Source organism: Haemophilus sp. HN_Hi16, from assembly GCF_049823435.1.
GTDB classification, from domain to species: Bacteria; Pseudomonadota; Gammaproteobacteria; order Enterobacterales; family Pasteurellaceae; genus Haemophilus; species Haemophilus influenzae_D.
On sequence record NZ_CP187500.1, the window covers coordinates 577,669 to 595,500 of the forward strand.

The following is a 17,832-nucleotide window of genomic DNA, read 5'->3' on the forward strand; positions in this document are numbered from 1 at the left end:
ATGGCTATTATTTAGCCAAAAAATGCTAAAATTTGTGAGCATTATAACGAAAAAAAGCCTTTTTTCTATTAATAAGCACGTGAAATATTGTAAACTAGCACACTAGTCTTCAATCACGAGATGGATTATGTTAATCAATAAAACCAAACGAGCTGAACAAAATTTAAATAATTTGCCATTCCTTGCTTTGCAAGCTGAGCAAATTGAATTTTTGGGTAGCCCGGCTGAATTTAAAACTCAAATTATTGAATTAATCAGAAACGCAAAAAAACGTATTTATGTCACCGCACTTTATTGGCAAAAAGATGAAGCGGGACAGGAAATCCTCGATGAAATTTATCGCGTGAAGCAAGAAAATCCACACTTGGATGTAAAAATTCTAATAGATTGGCATCGCGCACAACGCAATTTATTAGGTGCGGAGAAATCTGCCACCAATGCAGATTGGTATTGCGAGCAACGCCAAACTTATCAGTTACCAGATGACCCAAATATGTTCTTTGGCGTGCCAATTAACACGCGCGAAGTTTTTGGTGTATTGCACGTTAAAGGCTTTGTATTTGATGATACGGTGCTGTATAGCGGTGCAAGCATTAATAATGTCTATCTTCATCAACTTGAAAAATATCGTTATGACCGCTATCAAAAAATCACTCATGCCGAATTAGCTGATTCGATGGTAAATTTCATCAATGATTACTTGTTAGATTTCAGTGCCGTTTATCCACTTGATGTGACCAACCGCCCTAGAACTAAAGAGATCCGCAGCAATATTCGCATTTATCGCAAAGACCTTGCTCAAAATGGAAAATATTCATTAAAAAGTGCGGTGAAATTACCAAATGTTTTAAGCGTATCGCCATTGTTTGGCTTAGGCGCATCGGGCAACGAATTAAATCAAGTGATTGAAGATTTATTCTTGCAAGTGCAAGAAAAATTGGTGATTTGTACACCATACTTTAATTTCCCACGCACATTGCAACATAAAATAGCAACGTTGTTGGAAAATGGTAAACAAGTAGAAATTATTGTTGGCGATAAAGTCGCAAACGATTTTTATATTCCACCAGAACAACCATTTAAAATGGTAGGGGCGTTACCTTATCTTTATGAAAGTAATCTTCGCCGTTTCTGTGAAAAATTTGAGACTCAAATTGAAAGAGGTCAGCTTGTGGTGCGTTTGTGGCGTGATGGCGATAATACCTACCACTTAAAAGGTGTGTGGGTAGATGATCGTTATATTTTACTTACGGGCAATAATCTTAACCCTCGAGCGTGGCGTTTGGATGCAGAAAATGGCTTATTAATTTACGACCCACAACAACAACTTTTAGCCCAGGTGGAAAAAGAGCAAAACCAAATTCGCCAACATACAAAGGTATTAAAATATTACACTGAATTAGAAGAATTGAATCAATACCCAGAACCAGTGCAAAAACTTCTGAAAAAATTTGCACGGATTAAAGCAGATAAATTAGTGAAAATGATTCTGTAATTATAAGAAAAGTTTTATATTTTTTCTTAAATTCGCTTCCAGTATTAATCTGATAAATTCTGTGGTAATCGTTCAAGAATAGCTTTCCAATAGGTCGAAGAACGTAAATTATTTTTACGGATGCAATCCACTACTGCATCGGCATTTCCCTCAAGACAAATTTGTTGCATTTCTAAGTAAAATTGCTTTGTTAATTCACGGTGTGTTTTTTCTTTAAAAAATAACAATCCTATTCGCTGATAAACGCCTTTTAAACTATTGAAAATTAAACGATAAAAGGGTTTGTTGGCAACAACAGTGAATTGACGAAATAATTGGTAATCAAATTCTGTGTAATCTTGTGCTGTGTTTTGTAATTGCCCTAATTCAGCAAAAAGTGCGGCAGATTTTTGAGGAGAATTCTTTACGGCTTCATAAATGTAAGATTCCGACATTTTACTACGTAAAGACAGCATATTATCAATAATTAAGGGCGCGGATTGCATATCTAAAGCAATTAGGGTTTCAATAATATTCGGCCCAGCAGCATCCCAAATATTATTTACTTTAGTGGGTTTGCCGTGCTGAATTGTTAGCCAACCATCACGAGCCAAACGTTGTAAAACTTCACGTAAGGTAGTGCGAGTTACACCAATCTTATCGGCTAAATCACGTTCTGATGGTAAATTACTGCCCGCAGGAAAAACATCTTGCCAAATACTTTTTACAATATATTCCTCTGCTAAAGCAGCTGGACTTTGGGCTTTTAAAATATCGTTATTGTTTTGCATTACAATTAAAAATCAGATAAAAATCAAAAAAAATGCAATTTTATAAAAAAATTACTTGGTTTTTATTATCCTTTAAAGGGGGATATATTACAATGTTCAGGTGATAAAAATAATGGAGTTCACTATGACAAATACTCAGGCTTTTATGAAAAACTTTCTTGGGGCAAGTCCAGACTGGTACAAACTTGCCATTGTGGTTTTTCTTATTATAAATCCAATTGTTTTCTTTTTTATCAGTCCTTTTATTGCGGGTTGGTTACTCGTTGCAGAATTTATTTTCACATTGGCAATGGCATTAAAATGCTATCCGCTTCAACCAGGTGGTCTATTAGCAATTGAAGCTATTATTATCGGAATGACAAATGCCAAACACGTCAAAGCAGAAATTATGGCAAACTTTGAAGTGATCTTGCTACTGATGTTTATGGTGGCAGGTATTTTCTTTATGAAACAATTACTGCTTTATGTATTTACTAAATTACTTGTCAAAATTCGTTCTAAAATTGCACTTTCTATTGCCTTTTGTTTTAGTGCTGCTTTTTTATCGGCTTTTCTCGATGCTTTAACGGTTGTAGCTGTTATCATTAGTGTCGCAATGGGATTCTATGGTGTGTATCACAAAGTTGCATCAGGCAATAATTTAATTGATGCGGTTGATATTTCAGACGATAGAAAAATTATTGAACAACAGCACGAAATCTTAGAAAAATTCCGTGCATTCTTACGTAGTTTAATGATGCACGCGGGTGTAGGTACTGCACTTGGTGGTGTAATGACCGTTGTTGGAGAACCACAAAACTTAATTATTGCAGAACAAGCAAAATGGAACTTTATGGAATTTTTCTTACGTATGGCACCCGTGACTATTCCTGTATTTATCTGCGGATTACTCACTTGTTTCTTAGTCGAAAAATTCAAATTATTTGGTTATGGCGAGAAATTACCAGACGAAGTGTGGAAAATCTTATCAGATTTAGACCGCACTAATTCAGAAAAAATGTCTAAACAAGATAAAATTAAATTAGGTATGCAAGCGTTAATCGCAATTTGGTTAATTCTTGGATTAGCATTCCATCTTGCCGCAGTCGGTTTAATTGGTTTAAGTATCATCATTTTTGCTACTTCCTTCACTGGTGTGACGGATGAACATACTATTGGTAAAGCCTTTCAGGAATCTTTACCCTTTACTGCATTGCTCGTTGTATTCTTTTCTGTTGTTGCAGTAATTATTGATCAAAAACTTTTTTCACCAATTATTCACTTCGTTCTTTCTGCGGAAGAAAATACACAACTTGCTTTATTCTATGTGTTTAATGGCTTGCTTTCTTCTATTTCTGATAATGTATTTGTTGCAACGGTTTATATTAACGAAGCTAAAGCTGCACTGACTAACGGCGTTATTGCACCGCATCAATTTGAATTGCTTTCTGTTGCCATTAATACAGGTACAAACTTACCGTCAGTTGCAACACCAAATGGACAAGCTGCTTTCTTATTCTTATTGACTTCATCACTTTCGCCATTAATTCGCCTTTCTTATGGCAGAATGGTTTATATGGCTTTGCCTTACACGATTGTACTTTCAATCATTGGTTTACTGGCTATTGAATTTATTTTACCAGCTGCCACAATTTGGTTAGCAAGTTTAGGTTTAATTTTGCCAATTTAAGGAGAAAAAATGCTCGCGCTATTAAAACAATTTTCTGAAAAACGTTTTGTGTGGTTTTTATTGGCTTTTTCAAGTTTAGCCTTAGAATCTACCGCACTTTACTTCCAATATGGAATGGGCTTACAACCTTGTGTGCTTTGTGTTTATGAACGTTTAGCAATGATTGGCTTATTTGTAGCGGGCATTATCGCTTTACTTCAACCTCGCGTTTTCATCCTTAGATTAATCGCCTTGGTTTTAGGCTTATTCAGCAGTATTAAGGGCTTATTAATTTCGTTTCGTCATCTTGATTTGCAAATAAATCCAGCCCCTTGGAAACAATGTGAGTTTATTCCAAACTTTCCCGAGACTTTACCATTTCATCAATGGTTTCCATTTATATTTAACCCGACTGGCTCTTGTAATGAAAGCCAATGGTCATTATTTGGTTTAACGATGGTGCAATGGCTGGTGGTTATTTTTTCACTATATGTGGTTATTCTTACATTATTGTTAATTGCTCAAGTGATTAAAACACGGAAACAAAGAAGATTATTTAACTAAAAAATACGGTGAAATTTCACCGTATTTTTTATTACATTAAAATCAACCGCACTTTATTCTACGGTAACTGATTTTGCTAAGTTACGAGGTTGATCTACGTCAGTACCTTTAATTAAAGCCACATAATAAGAAAGCAATTGCATTGGAATGGTATAAAAAATTGGTGCAACAATATCATTGACTTTTGGCATCGTGATGATTTTCATTCCTTCACTTGGCGTAAATCCTGCTTCTTTATCGGCAAATACATATAATTGACCACCACGAGCTCGCACTTCCTCAATGTTCGATTTTACTTTCTCTAATAATTCATTATTTGGTGCAACGACAATCACTGGCATATCGGCATCAATTAACGCTAATGGTCCGTGTTTCAATTCTCCCGCCGCATAGGCTTCAGCGTGAATATAAGAAATCTCTTTCAATTTCAAAGACGCCTCTACCGCAATAGGATAAAATTCGCCACGACCTAAGAAAAGTGAATGATGTTTTTCAGCAAAATCCTCTGCTAATGCTTCAATTTCTGAATCAAAGGCTAACGCTTTTTCAATTTCAGCAGGTAAGGATTGCATTGCTTTAATAATTTCACGTTCTTTTTCTGCAGAAATATGACCTTTAACTTTACCAAGTGCCGTCACCAACATTAATAACGCAGCTAGCTGTGTCGTAAATGCTTTTGTTGATGCCACCCCGACTTCAACACCGGCACGCGTCATAAATGCAAGATCTGATTCGCGTACGAGCGAAGATCCAGCAACATTACAAATTGTTAATGCTGCCATATAGCCCTTTTCTTTCGCTAAACGAAGTGCGGCTAAAGTATCTGCTGTTTCGCCAGATTGAGAAAGGGTAATCAATAAGCTATTTGGACGGGTAACAAATTTGCGATAACGAAACTCTGATGCAATTTCAACATCACAGCTCACGCCAGCCAAAGATTCAAACCAATAACGCGCCACCATACCTGCATTATAAGATGTGCCACAAGCAACAATTTGAATATGCTCAACTTTTTCTAAAATGTCTTTTGCACCATTTCCGATTGAATCGACAATCACATTTTCGTGATTGATACGCCCTTCCATTGTATTAATAAGTGCGGTTGGCTGTTCGTAAATTTCTTTCTGCATAAAATGGCGGAATTTACCTTTCTCTGCCGCGTCATTTTCAAGATTAGACTCGTGAATTTCACGTTTAGCCTTATTACCGTGAGTATCATAAATATCAACTGTACGACGTGTAATTTCTGCAATATCCCCTTCTTCTAAAAAGATAAAACGGCGAGTAACACTTAATAGCGCAAGTTGATCTGAAGCTAAGAAATTTTCGCCAATACCTAAACCAATCACAAGCGGACTACCAGAACGAGCTGCGACTAAATGTTCAGGATTACGACTATCCATTACCACCATCCCGTATGCGCCCGTGAGTTGTTTTACCGATTTCTGCACAGCCTCTAAAAGGGAATCCGTGCTACGCATTTCCCATTCAACCAAATGTGCGATCACTTCAGTATCTGTTTGCGATAAAAAGACATAGCCACGAGATTTTAATAATTCTCGAAGTTCTTCATGGTTTTCAATAATACCGTTATGTACTACAGCAAAAGTACCTGACGCATGGGGGTGCGCATTAGTTTCTGATGGTTCGCCGTGAGTTGCCCAGCGAGTATGTGCAATTCCCGTTCCACCAATCAATGGTTTTTCTGATACGGCTTCATCTAATGCTTTAACTTTACCTAAACAACGAATACGTTGTAATTCATTTTGTTTATTGATTACTGCAACACCAGCTGAATCGTAACCACGATATTCCAAACGATGTAAACCATTAATTAAGATTTCCGCTACATCTCGTTGCGCTACTGCGCCGACAATACCACACATAAGTCTTCCTTATTCATTCTATTACTAAGTTTGTTTTTACATTTGCCACGCTATACAATAAAAAAACCCTGCGTAATCGACAGGGCTTCATTTCATTGATGTTATCAATTATTTAATTGCATCTTTTAATGCTTTACCAGATACAAATGCTGGCACTTTAGATGCTGCGATTTGGATTTCAGCACCAGTTTGTGGGTTACGGCCAGTACGAGCAGCACGTTCATTTACTTTAAATGTACCGAAACCGATTAATTGTACAGGCTCACCTTCTTTTAGGCTTGCAGTAATTGCATCTAAAGTCGCTTCTAACGCTGCTTTAGCTTGTTTTTTGTTTAACTCTGCAGCGTTTGCAATTGCATCAATTAAATCTGTTTTGTTCATAAATTTGTACCTTCTGTTAAATAAAAATTTGATTCTTTAAAAGTATCTTTGCGAACTCGTCGCAAAAGCTGTGCAAAGGATAATCTAACTTGAGATGAATTAAAAGCATGATTTATAAAAATTGTGACAAATCTCACGTTATTGATGAAATTCTATACCAATGTTAGATATGCCCTCAGTCCGAATTTCATTTTTTAAAGCTAAAATTAATTCAATATCACGTTTTTCACATTCTTTAAGCAAACGATAAACTTGCCATTGCACATCAAGTTCTGTTTGAATATCTTCATTTTCTTTTAGCTCACTTTCTGACCAATCTCGTCCAGTTTCTGTTTCCAATAACGCTCTTATTGTTCCCAACGAAATTAAGCTTATTTCCACCGCCCTTTCTAAGGTTTCTCCCGCAATAATAGCGTGTAAAATTTCAGCTAAAGCCTGACAGGCATCTAATGCAGGCACAACACCAAAACTATCATAATCATTCACATCGGGAATAATGCTTTCTAATTTCTCCAACTGATTTTCAAAGTTGATTTTGACATCTTTAATTGTTAAATATTCCCACACCAAATTGAGAATATTTTGATACGTTTTAGCTTCAACGCTAAGCTCGTTCATTTGACAGAACAATTTAAAATTTGGTGCCATACGTTCACATAAAGCAGCCATAAAAGTAAGATGTTGCCAACTTTCTAAGTTTTCTAAGCGTTTATGAATCGGATTTCGCATCTTATTTCCTTAATTTATAAGAGTTGGAATATTTATTAATCGCGTTTATTTTCCGCTTTACAGAGTTCAAGCGTTGCGTGAATTAATTTACGAGCGATAGTACCTGTTGGCGGTAATTCTGGCAAGGGTTGATCATAAGAAAACCATTGTGCGTCATAAATTTCACTTTCCTGCAATGTTATTTCTCCGCTTTCATAATCAGCAAGAAAACCGACCATTTGAGAGTTTGGAAATGCCCAAGGCTGGCTACCAAAATAACGAAGATTTTTTATTGAAATCCCCGTTTCTTCAAAAACCTCTCTATTCACCGCTTGTTCAAATGTTTCCCCTACTTCGACAAAACCTGCAAGCGTCGTATATATTCCTCCGTTGGGACTATAATGTCGCTTATGATTTGCCAATAGAATTTCGTGACCACGACGAACCGCAACAATAATTGATGGGCAAATCACAGGATAAGTTCGATACCCACAGTGAGTACATTGCACTGCAAGTTCATCTTGAGTTTGTTGTGTTTTATGACCGCACTTTCCACAGAATTTATGGGTTTTCAGAAAATGATTAATTTCCACTCCTCGACTTAATATATAAAATTCATCCTCTGGCAGTGAAAGTAATTTACGCAAACTCACATATTCTCGTTCGTCATTTATTTGCTCTGCAACAAGCCACAAGGGATGATTTTTCCATTCTCCAATTTGCATTGCTTTCAATCCTTCCAAATCAATATCTTTAGCGATACCAAAAGGCAATTCATTATTCACTAAATACAGATTAGAACCTTGTGTAAGCAACCAATAACCAAAATCATCTTGTTGAAGTATTTTCATTTTTTCTCCATAAAAATAACCGCACTTTCAAAAGTGCGGTTATTATAAATCTTCTTTTTATAACTCACTAATAATAAGAATGTTCGCCACGTTGATGCTCGGTTATATCTTTTGCACCTTTTAATTCATTCGGGAATAGGCTAATAAGTTGTTTTTCTACGCCATCTTTTAATGTAACGTCCACCATTGAACAACCATTACAACCACCACCGAATTGTAAAATTGCGTAACCATCTTCAGTAATTTCAATTAAGGTTATGCGTCCACCGTGATTTGCAAGCTGTGGATTAATTTGAGTTTGAATGACATATTCAACACGTTCAATTAATGGCGCGTCATCAGCCACCTTACGCATTTTGGCATTTGGTGCTTTTAAGGTAAGTTGCGCACCAAGTTCTTCGGTAACATAATCAATTTCTGCTTCTTCTAAGAAAGGCAGGCTGACCTCATCAATAAATGCAGAAAAAGTGTCATATTTCATTTCAACATCACTTTCTTCCACGGCATTCGGTGGGCAATAAGATACGCCACATTCCGCATTAGGCATACCCGGATTAACGACGAAAATACGAATATTGGTTCCTTCTTCTTGGGTGTCTAAAAGTTTTCTAAAATGCGCTTGTGCGGCATCAGAAATAGCGATTTGCTGGGTTGCTTGTTCCATAATTATGTCCTAAATACTTGAGAGAAAGTATCGGAAATAATACGCTCATCGCGTTTTTTTTTCCAGTGCTTTATATTAAGCCCGTGCCAGTCCCCACACTTGGATCTCCTCCACACCTAATTTTCGCAACAATTTTGAGATTTCATTGAGTGTAGAGCCTGTAGTAATTACATCATCCACCAGCGCGACTCGATGATAAGGAAATTCATTTTTCAAAACAGCAAGAGAAAAGGCATTTTTTAAATTCTGACGACGATCTTTTGCACTCAAACCACGTTGAGTATGCGTATGTTTCACACGTTTTACGATATTGTTCAAATTAGGAATATCCAGCCAACGACTTAATTGCCGAGATAATAAATCAGCCTGATTATAACCCCGTCGCCACTGACGAAAATGATATAAAGGCACAGGAATGATTGCTTCTGGCAATTTAAGTTGATGCGTTCGCTTAGCATTACGCACCGCAAGATATAAAAGCCGAGCTAAAGTGCGGTCAATCCAAAATTGATTTTGAAATTTAAAACGATGAATTAACACTGAAAGTGGCTCAACATAATGCCCTATAATGACCATCTTATCCCAACTAGGTTCTTGTTTAAGACAATTTCCACAATGCTGCGCATAATATTGCAATTCCGCACCACAATGACCGCAATAAGGAAAAGATTTAATTTGTTTTTGGCAACCTGAACATAACCCATTTTTTGCGATATGAAGATTGCCACGACAGTGGATACAGCGAAAATTTAAAAAATTCATTTGAACCTTATTAGTGATTACTGCAACCTAGGGTAGGTACAAGTGCTACAGTGACCTAGGGTAGGTATACCCTAGGCTAATTGTAATGCTACCCCGTTGGGGTAGATATAAGCGTTCCCCAAAGGGGAACCACGATTACCATCACTAACCGTGGGTATACTTACCCACGGCTTACAAACCGAGGGTAGATATAAGCGTTCCCCAAAGGGTAACCACGATTACTATCACTAACTGTGGGTATACTTACCCACGGCTTACAAACCGAGGGCAGATATAAGCGTTCCCCAAAGGGGAACTACGATTACTATCACTAACCGTGGGTATACTTACCCACAGCTTACAACATTCCCAAAAACAACTAAACATTTCTCTCAAACCATTCTACGTTAAAATCTATTCCTTCACGTTGAAATAGGCTCTTCATTTCATCATTGAAATGGGTTTCTTTGTGATGCTGTTTTTGATTCTTAATATAATTAATAAGTTGATATTTATCACTGTCGCTATAAGTTAATGCGCAATATCCTACTGACCAAGCCGTAAATTCTGGAAATAATGGTTTATTTTCATCTAAAAAACGGTGTGTCGATTTTTTTAATTTACGAACAAATTCAGCTACTGAAATCGTTTGGTGTAATTCAACAAATAAATGTAGATGATCTGGCATACCATTAATTCGATGAAGTATAGAATGGTGTGATTTAACAAATCCCCAAATGTAATCATAGAGAATTTTCTCATTTTCTTCATTAATGGCATAAACACTGTCTTTTGTCCTAAAAACAATGTGATAAAACAAACGGCAGTAACTCATTGTAACTTTTTCCCCGCACTTTTTTGCTTCAACGCCTCTAACGTTTCTCCTGCTTTTAAAATATGCGGCGTGACAAAAATCACTAACTCACGTTTTTGATGTCGTTCGCTTTCTTTGCTGAATAATCGTTTAATAACGGGTATATCGCCAAGCAATGGCACCTTATCTTCGCTTTTCGTAATTGTGTCGTGAAACACGCCGCCAAGCACAATGGTTTCCCCATCTTTGGCAAAAACCTGAGTATTAATTTCTTGCTTATCAATAGAAACCACCTCATTTTGTCCATAAGAAACACGAGAACCTGGTGAGTTTTGGCTCACTAATAAATCAAGTAAAATATTGTTATCTTTAGAAATATGTGGTGTGACTTCCAAACCAAGCACCGCCTCGCGAAATTCCACAGATTGCGTATCGTTACGAGTATTGCTCACAATATAAGGAATTTCTGTCCCCTGTTTAATGCTTGCACTTTTCTTATTTGTGGTTAGTAAGCGAGGGCTTGCGATAATTTCCACATTATTTTCACGCTCTAACGCGCTTAATTCTAAATCGAGCAATCGACCATTAATTTTCGCGACTTGTAATGCTATCGAGCCAGCAGGTGTCGTCGTTGTCGCAAAATTTACATTAAGATTATCCGCAATATTTTCAAAGCTATTGCCGGATAAGCTGCCCGCTACACGCGCAGCATTTTCCGTTGGATTAAAAATCCCCCACCGAACGCCAAGTTCTTTCAAACTTTCGTCCGTAATTGTCACAATACGCGCTTCAATAGCGATCTGCTCAATAGGTTTATCCATTTCAGCAATTAGTTTTTTAATATTTTGCACAGAACGAGGTTCATCTTGAATCACGAGCAAATTACTACGATCATCAAAGGTAATGCTCCCAGCTGATGAAAGCAAAGAGCCACTTCCTGTCGTTAAGGACTTCATTAATTCAGAGGCTTTAGCAAAATGGAGTTTTACCGTGTGACTCATTAAGTGCGGTTCATTTGTAGTAAGATTTCCTGCAACTTGCCCTTTGCCTGATTGCCCTCCATTCAGATAGTAAATACCCTCATCTTTATTCAAAGTAAGCTTCTTACTTTTAGCGATTATTTGTAGTAAACGTGGCATATCAATATTATCTAATCTCAATGAAATATTACTTTCTAATGCTTCATCCATCACTAAATTCACATCTTGTTGAAAAGCCAACTGTTCCAATGTTTGGGCTAAAGGTGCTTGCGATAAACGAATAAAAAAACGTTCGTTATCAGTTTTGGGATTAGCAAAAACGATTAATGGCAAACAAAAACAGACTAAAAAATAACCGCACTTTAAAAAATATTTCTTCATAATCTTCCTTTAAAAACTTAATTTTTTCCATTCACTACTATCACATTGCTCTCCGAGCTTGCGCATAAATTGAACATTGTTTTGGTCGATTTTTTCTACAATATAGCCCTCTTGAGCCACATCAACACCCTCTAAAATGCTGTAAACTTGCAAACCTTGATCTTGCAATAATGCAAAGGCTTTATCTTTAGAAATCACTACCCCCACCAATTTTAAAGCATTCAAGGGAATTTCAGCCGCTTGGCGATTTTCATCCGCTCCGCATAGATTATTAGGTACATCTGAGGAAATTATTTCTGTCTGTTCCATTACTGTTTGTGCGTTATCAAACTGAGAACGGTTACGTTGTGTTTTATCGAAAGGATCCTGCCCCCAACTGCAATTTATAAAAAGCAATACAGTTAGGAAAAACCAATACTTCATTTTGTCTCCTTCTCTAGCTGAAAAATAATCTCGGTTTGCAATGGGCTGTCTTCGGGTTTCATAAATTGCAGCCGACTTACTGAAAGCTGTGACGTATTAGCTAAAAGTGCGGTTAAAAATGTCTTCGTTTTTTCAAAATGCCCAATAAGCTGTAAATGCAAAATGGGCTGTTGCCCCATTTCCCAACGTAAATGCTGAGATAATCCGTTGCGCGCAGCTAAACGTTGAATTTGTTTATTCAAAGGAATAATTTGTGCAGCCAGTTCTGGAGAAAGTTTTCGACTTTCCGATTGCTGCTGTAAAGAAGTTAAAATTTTCTGTTGATGTAGCAATTCCGAACTTTTTTTTGCTAATTCATATTCAGTTTCAGCAAAATGTTCACTAGCCTCGATATAATCTAAAACAGGGCGAAAAATCACCGCACTTAATAACAACAAAAAGGTTAAACTCTGTATATAAACAGGCTGACTTAGCCATTTGCCAAAAGGAGTAAAAGGATCGTTAAAAAAGGTTTTCACTTATCTTCTCCAACTTGTTCCACATCAAAGAGAAAATACAATGACTGTTGTTCAGGTTGAAACTGGCTTAATTTCACATTGGGAAAATGTTTCTTTAAAAATTGATGAATCAGTTCAAATTCTCTTTGATCTTGTGCGAGACCTTCCAAACTTAAGTTATGAGCATCTTGTTTAAATTTATTCAGTTCTCCTTGCTGAAAAGGTAATTCACTTAGCCGCTGTAAACTCTTTTTTACTTGCTCTTTAGGAATAGATGTCAAAATTTCGCCAACCTGCACTGCACTACGCAACTGTTCAATTTTCTTGGCGGTTTTATAAAGTTGCTGATTAAGTTGTTCAAAAGATGTTTGCTGCGCTTGCAGATCTTGTTTTTGTTGTTCAATTAAATTACTAAAAGCCAAAGTTAAATTAATAGCAAGCAAGATAAATAAAGCGATATAAAAAGCTAAACGACGTAAACGGTTTTGATGTTGATAAGTACGCCAAGGCAATAAATTCATCGACATTTAGTTATCTACTTTTTGTTGATATAAATCTTTTTGCCATAGTGCGTTGCCCAGTGCAATAAAAGGGAGTTCTGTTTCTACTCGCTGCCAGTGTTCTGGTAATGGCGTATGACTTGAGGGAATTTGATACACAAAAACTTGTTCAAGTTGCCCTTCAAAACGTTCGGTAAATTGTTCATAAAGTGCGGTCAAATTTTCGTGAGATTGTAAAATTTGCGATTGCTGCGATCTTTCACAAATCGCCAAACAATAGTCATCTTCTTGAAATAAAAATAAGCTATTTTCTGACCGCACTTGTTCATTCAACAAATACTGAAATGCACGCAAAATAGCATTTGACGCAACATCCAATACATTAATTTTAAATGGCTGAAAATCTTGCAAATAAGTTTGAGCAGTACTTTTACGAATTGCAGTAACGTCTAATCGAAAACCTTGCTTTAACGGGGTAGAACGATAATCAAACCATAATTCATCTAAAGAAATAGGCAGCTCTTTTTCAAGCACAAATTTACATTGTTGATGACATTCTTGCGCATTTAACACTTGTGGCAACATTAATACTTTCGACCAAGTTAAGTGAGCGGGAATGCTTGCCACAAACTGTAAAGGAAAGGTTTTCCCTTGATATTGTGTTTTTAGTTGTTGTAAAAAACGATTTTTAAAATCACGATCATTAACAAAAATTTGATAACTTTGTGGCTGTTCAAGATCATCAAACCACACAAAATCAAAATAACTCTGCTTACGATGAATGCCGATTTGTAAAGTGAGGTAATTTTTCAGGGAGAATTGCATATTCTTTCCTATTCTTTAAAGGCTGAATCTTTTATACTTAACAACTAAATCATAGGTCTCTTGACAAGAATATTCATTAACCAAGCGAGAATTTTACGATGCGGATCGCAAAATTAATATTAAGCACCCTATTAACTTTATGTATTTTAGGTTTAGTGGCTGGTGGAATGCTGTATTTCTACCTAAAATCGGAATTGCCCTCAGTAGAAACATTAAAAACCGTTGAATTACAACAACCAATGCAGATTTATACGGCTGACGGTAAATTAATTGGCGAAGTGGGCGAGCAACGCCGTATTCCAGTGAAATTAGCTGATGTACCGCAACGCTTAATTGACGCATTTTTAGCAACGGAAGACAGTCGTTTTTACGAACATCACGGATTAGACCCTATCGGCATTGCCCGTGCATTATTTGTCGTAGTGAGTAATGGCGGTGCATCACAAGGTGCAAGTACGATTACTCAACAATTAGCGCGTAACTTTTTCTTAACCCCAGAAAAAACTATTATTCGTAAAGCTCGTGAAGCGGTGCTTGCGGTAGAAATCGAAAATACCCTCAACAAACAAGAAATCTTAGAGCTTTATTTAAACAAAATCTTTTTAGGCTATCGTTCTTATGGTGTTGCAGCAGCGGCACAAACCTATTTCGGTAAAGCATTGAATGAATTGACCTTATCTGAAATGGCGATTATTGCTGGTTTACCTAAAGCACCTTCAACAATGAATCCGCTTTATTCGCTAAAACGTTCAGAAGAACGTCGCAATGTGGTGCTAAGCCGAATGTTAGATGAAAAATACATCAGCAAAGAAGAATATGATGCTGCATTGAAAGAGCCGATTGTGGCGAGTTATCACGGCGCAAAATTTGAATTTCGTGCTGATTATGTCACTGAAATGGTGCGTCAAGAAATGGTTCGCCGTTTTGGAGAAGAAAATGCCTACACCAGTGGTTATAAAGTATTTACCACTGTACTTTCAAAAGACCAAGATGAAGCACAAAAAGCTGTGCGTAATAACTTGATTGATTATGATATGCGTCACGGTTATCGCGGTGGTGCGCCATTATGGCAAAAAAATGAAGCCGCTTGGGACAATGATCGCATTGTCGGTTTTCTACGCAAATTGCCAGATTCAGAGCCATTTATTCCTGCTGCAGTGATTGGAATCGTGAAAGGCGGTGCTGATATATTGCTTGCCTCTGGGGAAAAAATGACCTTATCAACCAATGCAATGCGTTGGACAGGCAGAAGTAATCCTGTGAAAGTCGGCGAGCAAATTTGGATTCGTCAGCGTGCTAATGGGGAATGGCAATTAGGACAAATTCCCTCAGCAAATTCAGCATTAGTTTCTCTTAATTCAGATAATGGCGCGATTGAAGCCATTGTTGGTGGCTTTAGCTATGAACAAAGCAAATTCAACCGTGCGACACAATCCTTGGTTCAAGTAGGTTCTTCTATTAAACCATTTATTTACGCGGCGGCATTAGAAAAAGGCTTAACGCTTTCAAGCGTATTACAAGACAGCCCGATTTCTATTCAAAAACCAGGACAAAAACTGTGGCAACCGAAAAACTCGCCTGATCGTTATGATGGGCCGATGCGTTTACGCGTAGGATTAGGTCAATCCAAAAATATGATTGCTATTCGTGCGATCCAAACGGCAGGTATTGATTTCACTGCAGAATTTTTACAACGTTTTGGCTTTAAACGTGATCAATATTTTGCTAGCGAAGCCTTGGCTCTTGGTGCAGCCTCTTTCACGCCATTAGAAATGGCTAGAGCTTATTCGGTGTTTGATAATGGCGGTTTCCTTATTGAACCTTATATCATCGAAAAAATTCAAGATAACACAGGAAAAGAATTATTTGCCGCAAACCCTAAAATTGCTTGTATTGAATGTAATGATATACCTGTGATTTATGGCGAAACTAAAGACAAAATCAACGGCTTTGCCAATATTCCTTTAGGCGAGAATGCCTTAAAACCAACAGATGACAGCACCAATGGCGAAGAATTAGATCAACAACCTGAAACCGTGCCTGAATTGCCAGAATTACAATCAAATTTCACCGCACTTAAAGAAGATGCGATTGATTTAATGGCTGCAGCAAAAAATGCTTCGTCGAAAATAGAATATGCACCACGAGTCATTAGTGGCGAACTTGCTTTTCTCATTCGTAGTGCCTTAAATACGGCGATTTATGGCGAACAAGGTTTAGACTGGAAAGGCACAAGTTGGCGTATTGCACAAAGCATTAAACGTAGCGATATAGGCGGTAAAACAGGTACCACCAACAGTTCAAAAGTGGCTTGGTATGCGGGATTTGGTGCAAACTTAGTCACTACAACTTATGTTGGATTTGATGACAACAAACGTGTACTTGGGCGTGGAGAAGCGGGTGCAAAAACAGCAATGCCTGCTTGGATCACTTATATGAAAACGGCTTTAAGTGATAAGCCAGAACGTAAATTGACACTGCCGCCAAAAATTGTGGAAAAAAGCATTGATACTTTTACAGGTTTGCTTTCTCCAAACGGTGGACACAAAGAATACTTTATTGTAGGTACTGAACCGACACGTACCTATCTTTCGGAAATGCAAGAGCGTGGTTATTACGTTCCTACAGAGTTACAGCAACGCTTGAACAATGAAGGCAATACGCCAACGCCTGCTGCACAACCAGAAGAACTCTTCTAAAAATAACCGCACTTTAGTGTGTAATAGGGCGAGTCTATTGGCTCGCCTTCGTTATTAAACAAATAAGGAATATATTATGCTAAGTTATCGTCACTCATTTCACGCAGGCAATCACGCCGATGTCTTAAAACATATCGTCTTAATGCTTATTTTGGAAAATCTTAAACTCAAAGAAAAAGGCTTTTTTTACTTAGATACGCACTCTGGCGTGGGGCGTTATCGTTTATCCTCAAACGAATCAGAAAAAACGGGGGAATATAAAGAAGGTATTGGACGCTTGTGGGATCAAACCGACTTACCCGAAGATGTTGCACGTTATGTAAAAATGATCAAAAAACTCAATTATGGTGGCAAAGAACTACGTTATTACGCGGGTTCTCCATTAATTGCTGCGGAATTGTTGCGCCCACAAGATCGTGCACTATTGACCGAGCTTCATCCTAGCGATTATCCAATTCTTCGCAATAATTTTAGCGACGACAAAAATGTCACCGTAAAATGTGACAATGGCTTTCAACAAGTCAAAGCAACGCTACCTCCAAAAGAACGCCGTGGCTTAGTGCTAATCGATCCGCCTTATGAATTAAAAGAAGATTATGATCTTGTCGTCAAAGCTATTGAAGAAGGCTATAAGCGTTTTGCCACTGGCACCTATGCGATTTGGTATCCCGTTGTATTACGCCAACAAACTAAACGTATTTTTAAGGGCTTAGAAGCAACGGGAATTAGAAAAATTCTAAAAATTGAGCTCGCTATTCGCCCTGATAGCGATCAACGAGGAATGACCGCAAGCGGTATGGTGGTAATTAATCCACCTTGGACATTAGAAACCCAAATGAAAGAAATTTTGCCTTATCTGACAAAAACATTAGTTCCAGAAGGTACAGGAAGTTGGACGGTCGAATGGATTACACCAGAGTAATTCCTCATTATAAACGCCACTAAATTTCACCGCACTTTATAGCTTAAAAGTGCGGTGAAATTTTCTGAGATTTTAAATAAATC

18 protein-coding genes are annotated in these 17,832 nt (G+C 37.4%); 5 read left to right on the forward strand and 13 right to left on the reverse strand.

Going from position 1 to position 17,832, the window contains the following annotated elements; translation table 11 throughout:
* Positions 1-127: 127 nt before the first annotated feature.
* Positions 128-1,495, forward strand: a complete 1,368-nt coding sequence (pssA, locus tag ACPT9C_RS02895; protein ID WP_050948864.1) for a CDP-diacylglycerol--serine O-phosphatidyltransferase — start codon at positions 128-130, stop codon at positions 1,493-1,495.
* A 44-nt stretch (positions 1,496-1,539) separates the two neighbouring features.
* Here pssA and fadR read toward each other — a convergent pair whose 3' ends face one another.
* Entirely contained in the window at positions 1,540-2,265 is a 726-nt protein-coding gene (gene fadR, locus ACPT9C_RS02900; RefSeq protein ID WP_050847365.1) for a fatty acid metabolism transcriptional regulator FadR, read from the reverse strand.
* 124 nt (positions 2,266-2,389) lie between these two features.
* Between fadR and nhaB the strand changes: the two genes are divergently transcribed.
* Together nhaB and dsbB are read left to right on the forward strand one after the other, a co-directional pair.
* Positions 2,390-3,934 (forward strand): Na(+)/H(+) antiporter NhaB, encoded by a 1,545-nt coding sequence (nhaB, locus tag ACPT9C_RS02905; RefSeq protein WP_050848122.1) that lies wholly within the window; start codon positions 2,390-2,392, stop codon positions 3,932-3,934.
* Between the two features lie 9 nt (positions 3,935-3,943).
* Positions 3,944-4,477: a disulfide bond formation protein DsbB gene (gene dsbB / locus ACPT9C_RS02910; protein WP_021034389.1), complete on the forward strand. Its 534-nt coding sequence runs from the start codon at positions 3,944-3,946 to the stop codon at positions 4,475-4,477.
* A gap of 53 nt (positions 4,478-4,530) precedes the next feature.
* Here dsbB and glmS read toward each other — a convergent pair whose 3' ends face one another.
* The 12 genes from glmS to ACPT9C_RS02970 form a co-directional block, all read right to left on the reverse strand.
* The gene (gene glmS / locus ACPT9C_RS02915; protein WP_021034388.1) at positions 4,531-6,363 is read right to left on the reverse strand and encodes a glutamine--fructose-6-phosphate transaminase (isomerizing); all 1,833 of its coding nucleotides are present in this window, start codon (positions 6,361-6,363) and stop codon (positions 4,531-4,533) included.
* 108 nt (positions 6,364-6,471) lie between these two features.
* Entirely contained in the window at positions 6,472-6,744 is a 273-nt protein-coding gene (locus ACPT9C_RS02920; protein ID WP_005630954.1) for an HU family DNA-binding protein, read from the reverse strand.
* A gap of 138 nt (positions 6,745-6,882) precedes the next feature.
* Positions 6,883-7,473, reverse strand: a complete 591-nt coding sequence (locus tag ACPT9C_RS02925; protein WP_021034387.1) for a YjaG family protein — start codon at positions 7,471-7,473, stop codon at positions 6,883-6,885.
* A gap of 35 nt (positions 7,474-7,508) precedes the next feature.
* A complete protein-coding gene (gene nudC, locus ACPT9C_RS02930; RefSeq protein WP_021034386.1) occupies positions 7,509-8,303 on the reverse strand; it encodes an NAD(+) diphosphatase in 795 nt (264 codons plus the stop codon).
* 67 nt (positions 8,304-8,370) lie between these two features.
* Entirely contained in the window at positions 8,371-8,967 is a 597-nt protein-coding gene (nfuA, locus tag ACPT9C_RS02935) for a Fe-S biogenesis protein NfuA (RefSeq protein WP_021034385.1), read from the reverse strand.
* A 75-nt stretch (positions 8,968-9,042) separates the two neighbouring features.
* Positions 9,043-9,729, reverse strand: a complete 687-nt coding sequence (locus tag ACPT9C_RS02940) for a ComF family protein (RefSeq protein ID WP_050948865.1) — start codon at positions 9,727-9,729, stop codon at positions 9,043-9,045.
* A 358-nt stretch (positions 9,730-10,087) separates the two neighbouring features.
* A complete protein-coding gene (tnpA, locus tag ACPT9C_RS02945) occupies positions 10,088-10,543 on the reverse strand; it encodes an IS200/IS605 family transposase (RefSeq protein WP_050948866.1) in 456 nt (151 codons plus the stop codon).
* Positions 10,540-11,883 (reverse strand): type IV pilus secretin PilQ, encoded by a 1,344-nt coding sequence (pilQ, locus tag ACPT9C_RS02950; protein WP_050948867.1) that lies wholly within the window; start codon positions 11,881-11,883, stop codon positions 10,540-10,542. Before pilQ ends, tnpA begins: the two co-directional genes overlap by 4 nt.
* 9 nt (positions 11,884-11,892) lie before the next feature.
* Positions 11,893-12,306: a pilus assembly protein PilP gene (locus ACPT9C_RS02955; protein ID WP_050948868.1), complete on the reverse strand. Its 414-nt coding sequence runs from the start codon at positions 12,304-12,306 to the stop codon at positions 11,893-11,895.
* On the reverse strand, positions 12,303-12,824 hold the full coding sequence (comC, locus tag ACPT9C_RS02960) for a competence protein ComC (RefSeq protein ID WP_050948869.1): 522 nt from the start codon (positions 12,822-12,824) through the stop codon (positions 12,303-12,305). Before comC ends, ACPT9C_RS02955 begins: the two co-directional genes overlap by 4 nt.
* A complete protein-coding gene (locus tag ACPT9C_RS02965) occupies positions 12,821-13,330 on the reverse strand; it encodes a hypothetical protein (protein WP_050948870.1) in 510 nt (169 codons plus the stop codon). The genes comC and ACPT9C_RS02965 overlap by 4 nt, the downstream gene beginning before the upstream one ends.
* On the reverse strand, positions 13,331-14,128 hold the full coding sequence (locus ACPT9C_RS02970) for a pilus assembly protein PilM (RefSeq protein ID WP_050948871.1): 798 nt from the start codon (positions 14,126-14,128) through the stop codon (positions 13,331-13,333).
* A 98-nt stretch (positions 14,129-14,226) separates the two neighbouring features.
* Here ACPT9C_RS02970 and ACPT9C_RS02975 point away from each other — a divergent pair, with 98 nt between their 5' ends.
* Both ACPT9C_RS02975 and ACPT9C_RS02980 read left to right on the forward strand, forming a co-directional pair.
* Positions 14,227-16,827: a penicillin-binding protein 1A gene (locus ACPT9C_RS02975; RefSeq protein ID WP_118879882.1), complete on the forward strand. Its 2,601-nt coding sequence runs from the start codon at positions 14,227-14,229 to the stop codon at positions 16,825-16,827.
* Between the two features lie 76 nt (positions 16,828-16,903).
* On the forward strand, positions 16,904-17,749 hold the full coding sequence (locus ACPT9C_RS02980) for a 23S rRNA (adenine(2030)-N(6))-methyltransferase RlmJ (RefSeq protein ID WP_005652116.1): 846 nt from the start codon (positions 16,904-16,906) through the stop codon (positions 17,747-17,749).
* Positions 17,750-17,832: the final 83 nt, after the last annotated feature.

Excerpts from the sequence above, each read along its gene's own strand:
- pssA (WP_050948864.1), top strand. The coding sequence starts at position 128 with ATGTTAATCAATAAAACCAAACGAGCTGAACAAAATTTAAATAATTTG.
- fadR (WP_050847365.1), bottom strand. The coding sequence starts at position 2,265 with ATGCAAAACAATAACGATATTTTAAAAGCCCAAAGTCCAGCTGCTTTA.
- nhaB (WP_050848122.1), top strand. The coding sequence starts at position 2,390 with ATGACAAATACTCAGGCTTTTATGAAAAACTTTCTTGGGGCAAGTCCA.
- dsbB (WP_021034389.1), top strand. The coding sequence starts at position 3,944 with ATGCTCGCGCTATTAAAACAATTTTCTGAAAAACGTTTTGTGTGGTTT.
- glmS (WP_021034388.1), bottom strand. The coding sequence starts at position 6,363 with ATGTGTGGTATTGTCGGCGCAGTAGCGCAACGAGATGTAGCGGAAATC.
- ACPT9C_RS02920 (WP_005630954.1), bottom strand. The coding sequence starts at position 6,744 with ATGAACAAAACAGATTTAATTGATGCAATTGCAAACGCTGCAGAGTTA.
- ACPT9C_RS02925 (WP_021034387.1), bottom strand. The coding sequence starts at position 7,473 with ATGCGAAATCCGATTCATAAACGCTTAGAAAACTTAGAAAGTTGGCAA.
- nudC (WP_021034386.1), bottom strand. The coding sequence starts at position 8,303 with ATGAAAATACTTCAACAAGATGATTTTGGTTATTGGTTGCTTACACAA.
- nfuA (WP_021034385.1), bottom strand. The coding sequence starts at position 8,967 with ATGGAACAAGCAACCCAGCAAATCGCTATTTCTGATGCCGCACAAGCG.
- ACPT9C_RS02940 (WP_050948865.1), bottom strand. The coding sequence starts at position 9,729 with ATGAATTTTTTAAATTTTCGCTGTATCCACTGTCGTGGCAATCTTCAT.
- tnpA (WP_050948866.1), bottom strand. The coding sequence starts at position 10,543 with ATGAGTTACTGCCGTTTGTTTTATCACATTGTTTTTAGGACAAAAGAC.
- pilQ (WP_050948867.1), bottom strand. The coding sequence starts at position 11,883 with ATGAAGAAATATTTTTTAAAGTGCGGTTATTTTTTAGTCTGTTTTTGT.
- ACPT9C_RS02955 (WP_050948868.1), bottom strand. The coding sequence starts at position 12,306 with ATGAAGTATTGGTTTTTCCTAACTGTATTGCTTTTTATAAATTGCAGT.
- ACPT9C_RS02965 (WP_050948870.1), bottom strand. The coding sequence starts at position 13,330 with ATGTCGATGAATTTATTGCCTTGGCGTACTTATCAACATCAAAACCGT.
- ACPT9C_RS02970 (WP_050948871.1), bottom strand. The coding sequence starts at position 14,128 with ATGCAATTCTCCCTGAAAAATTACCTCACTTTACAAATCGGCATTCAT.
- ACPT9C_RS02975 (WP_118879882.1), top strand. The coding sequence starts at position 14,227 with ATGCGGATCGCAAAATTAATATTAAGCACCCTATTAACTTTATGTATT.
- ACPT9C_RS02980 (WP_005652116.1), top strand. The coding sequence starts at position 16,904 with ATGCTAAGTTATCGTCACTCATTTCACGCAGGCAATCACGCCGATGTC.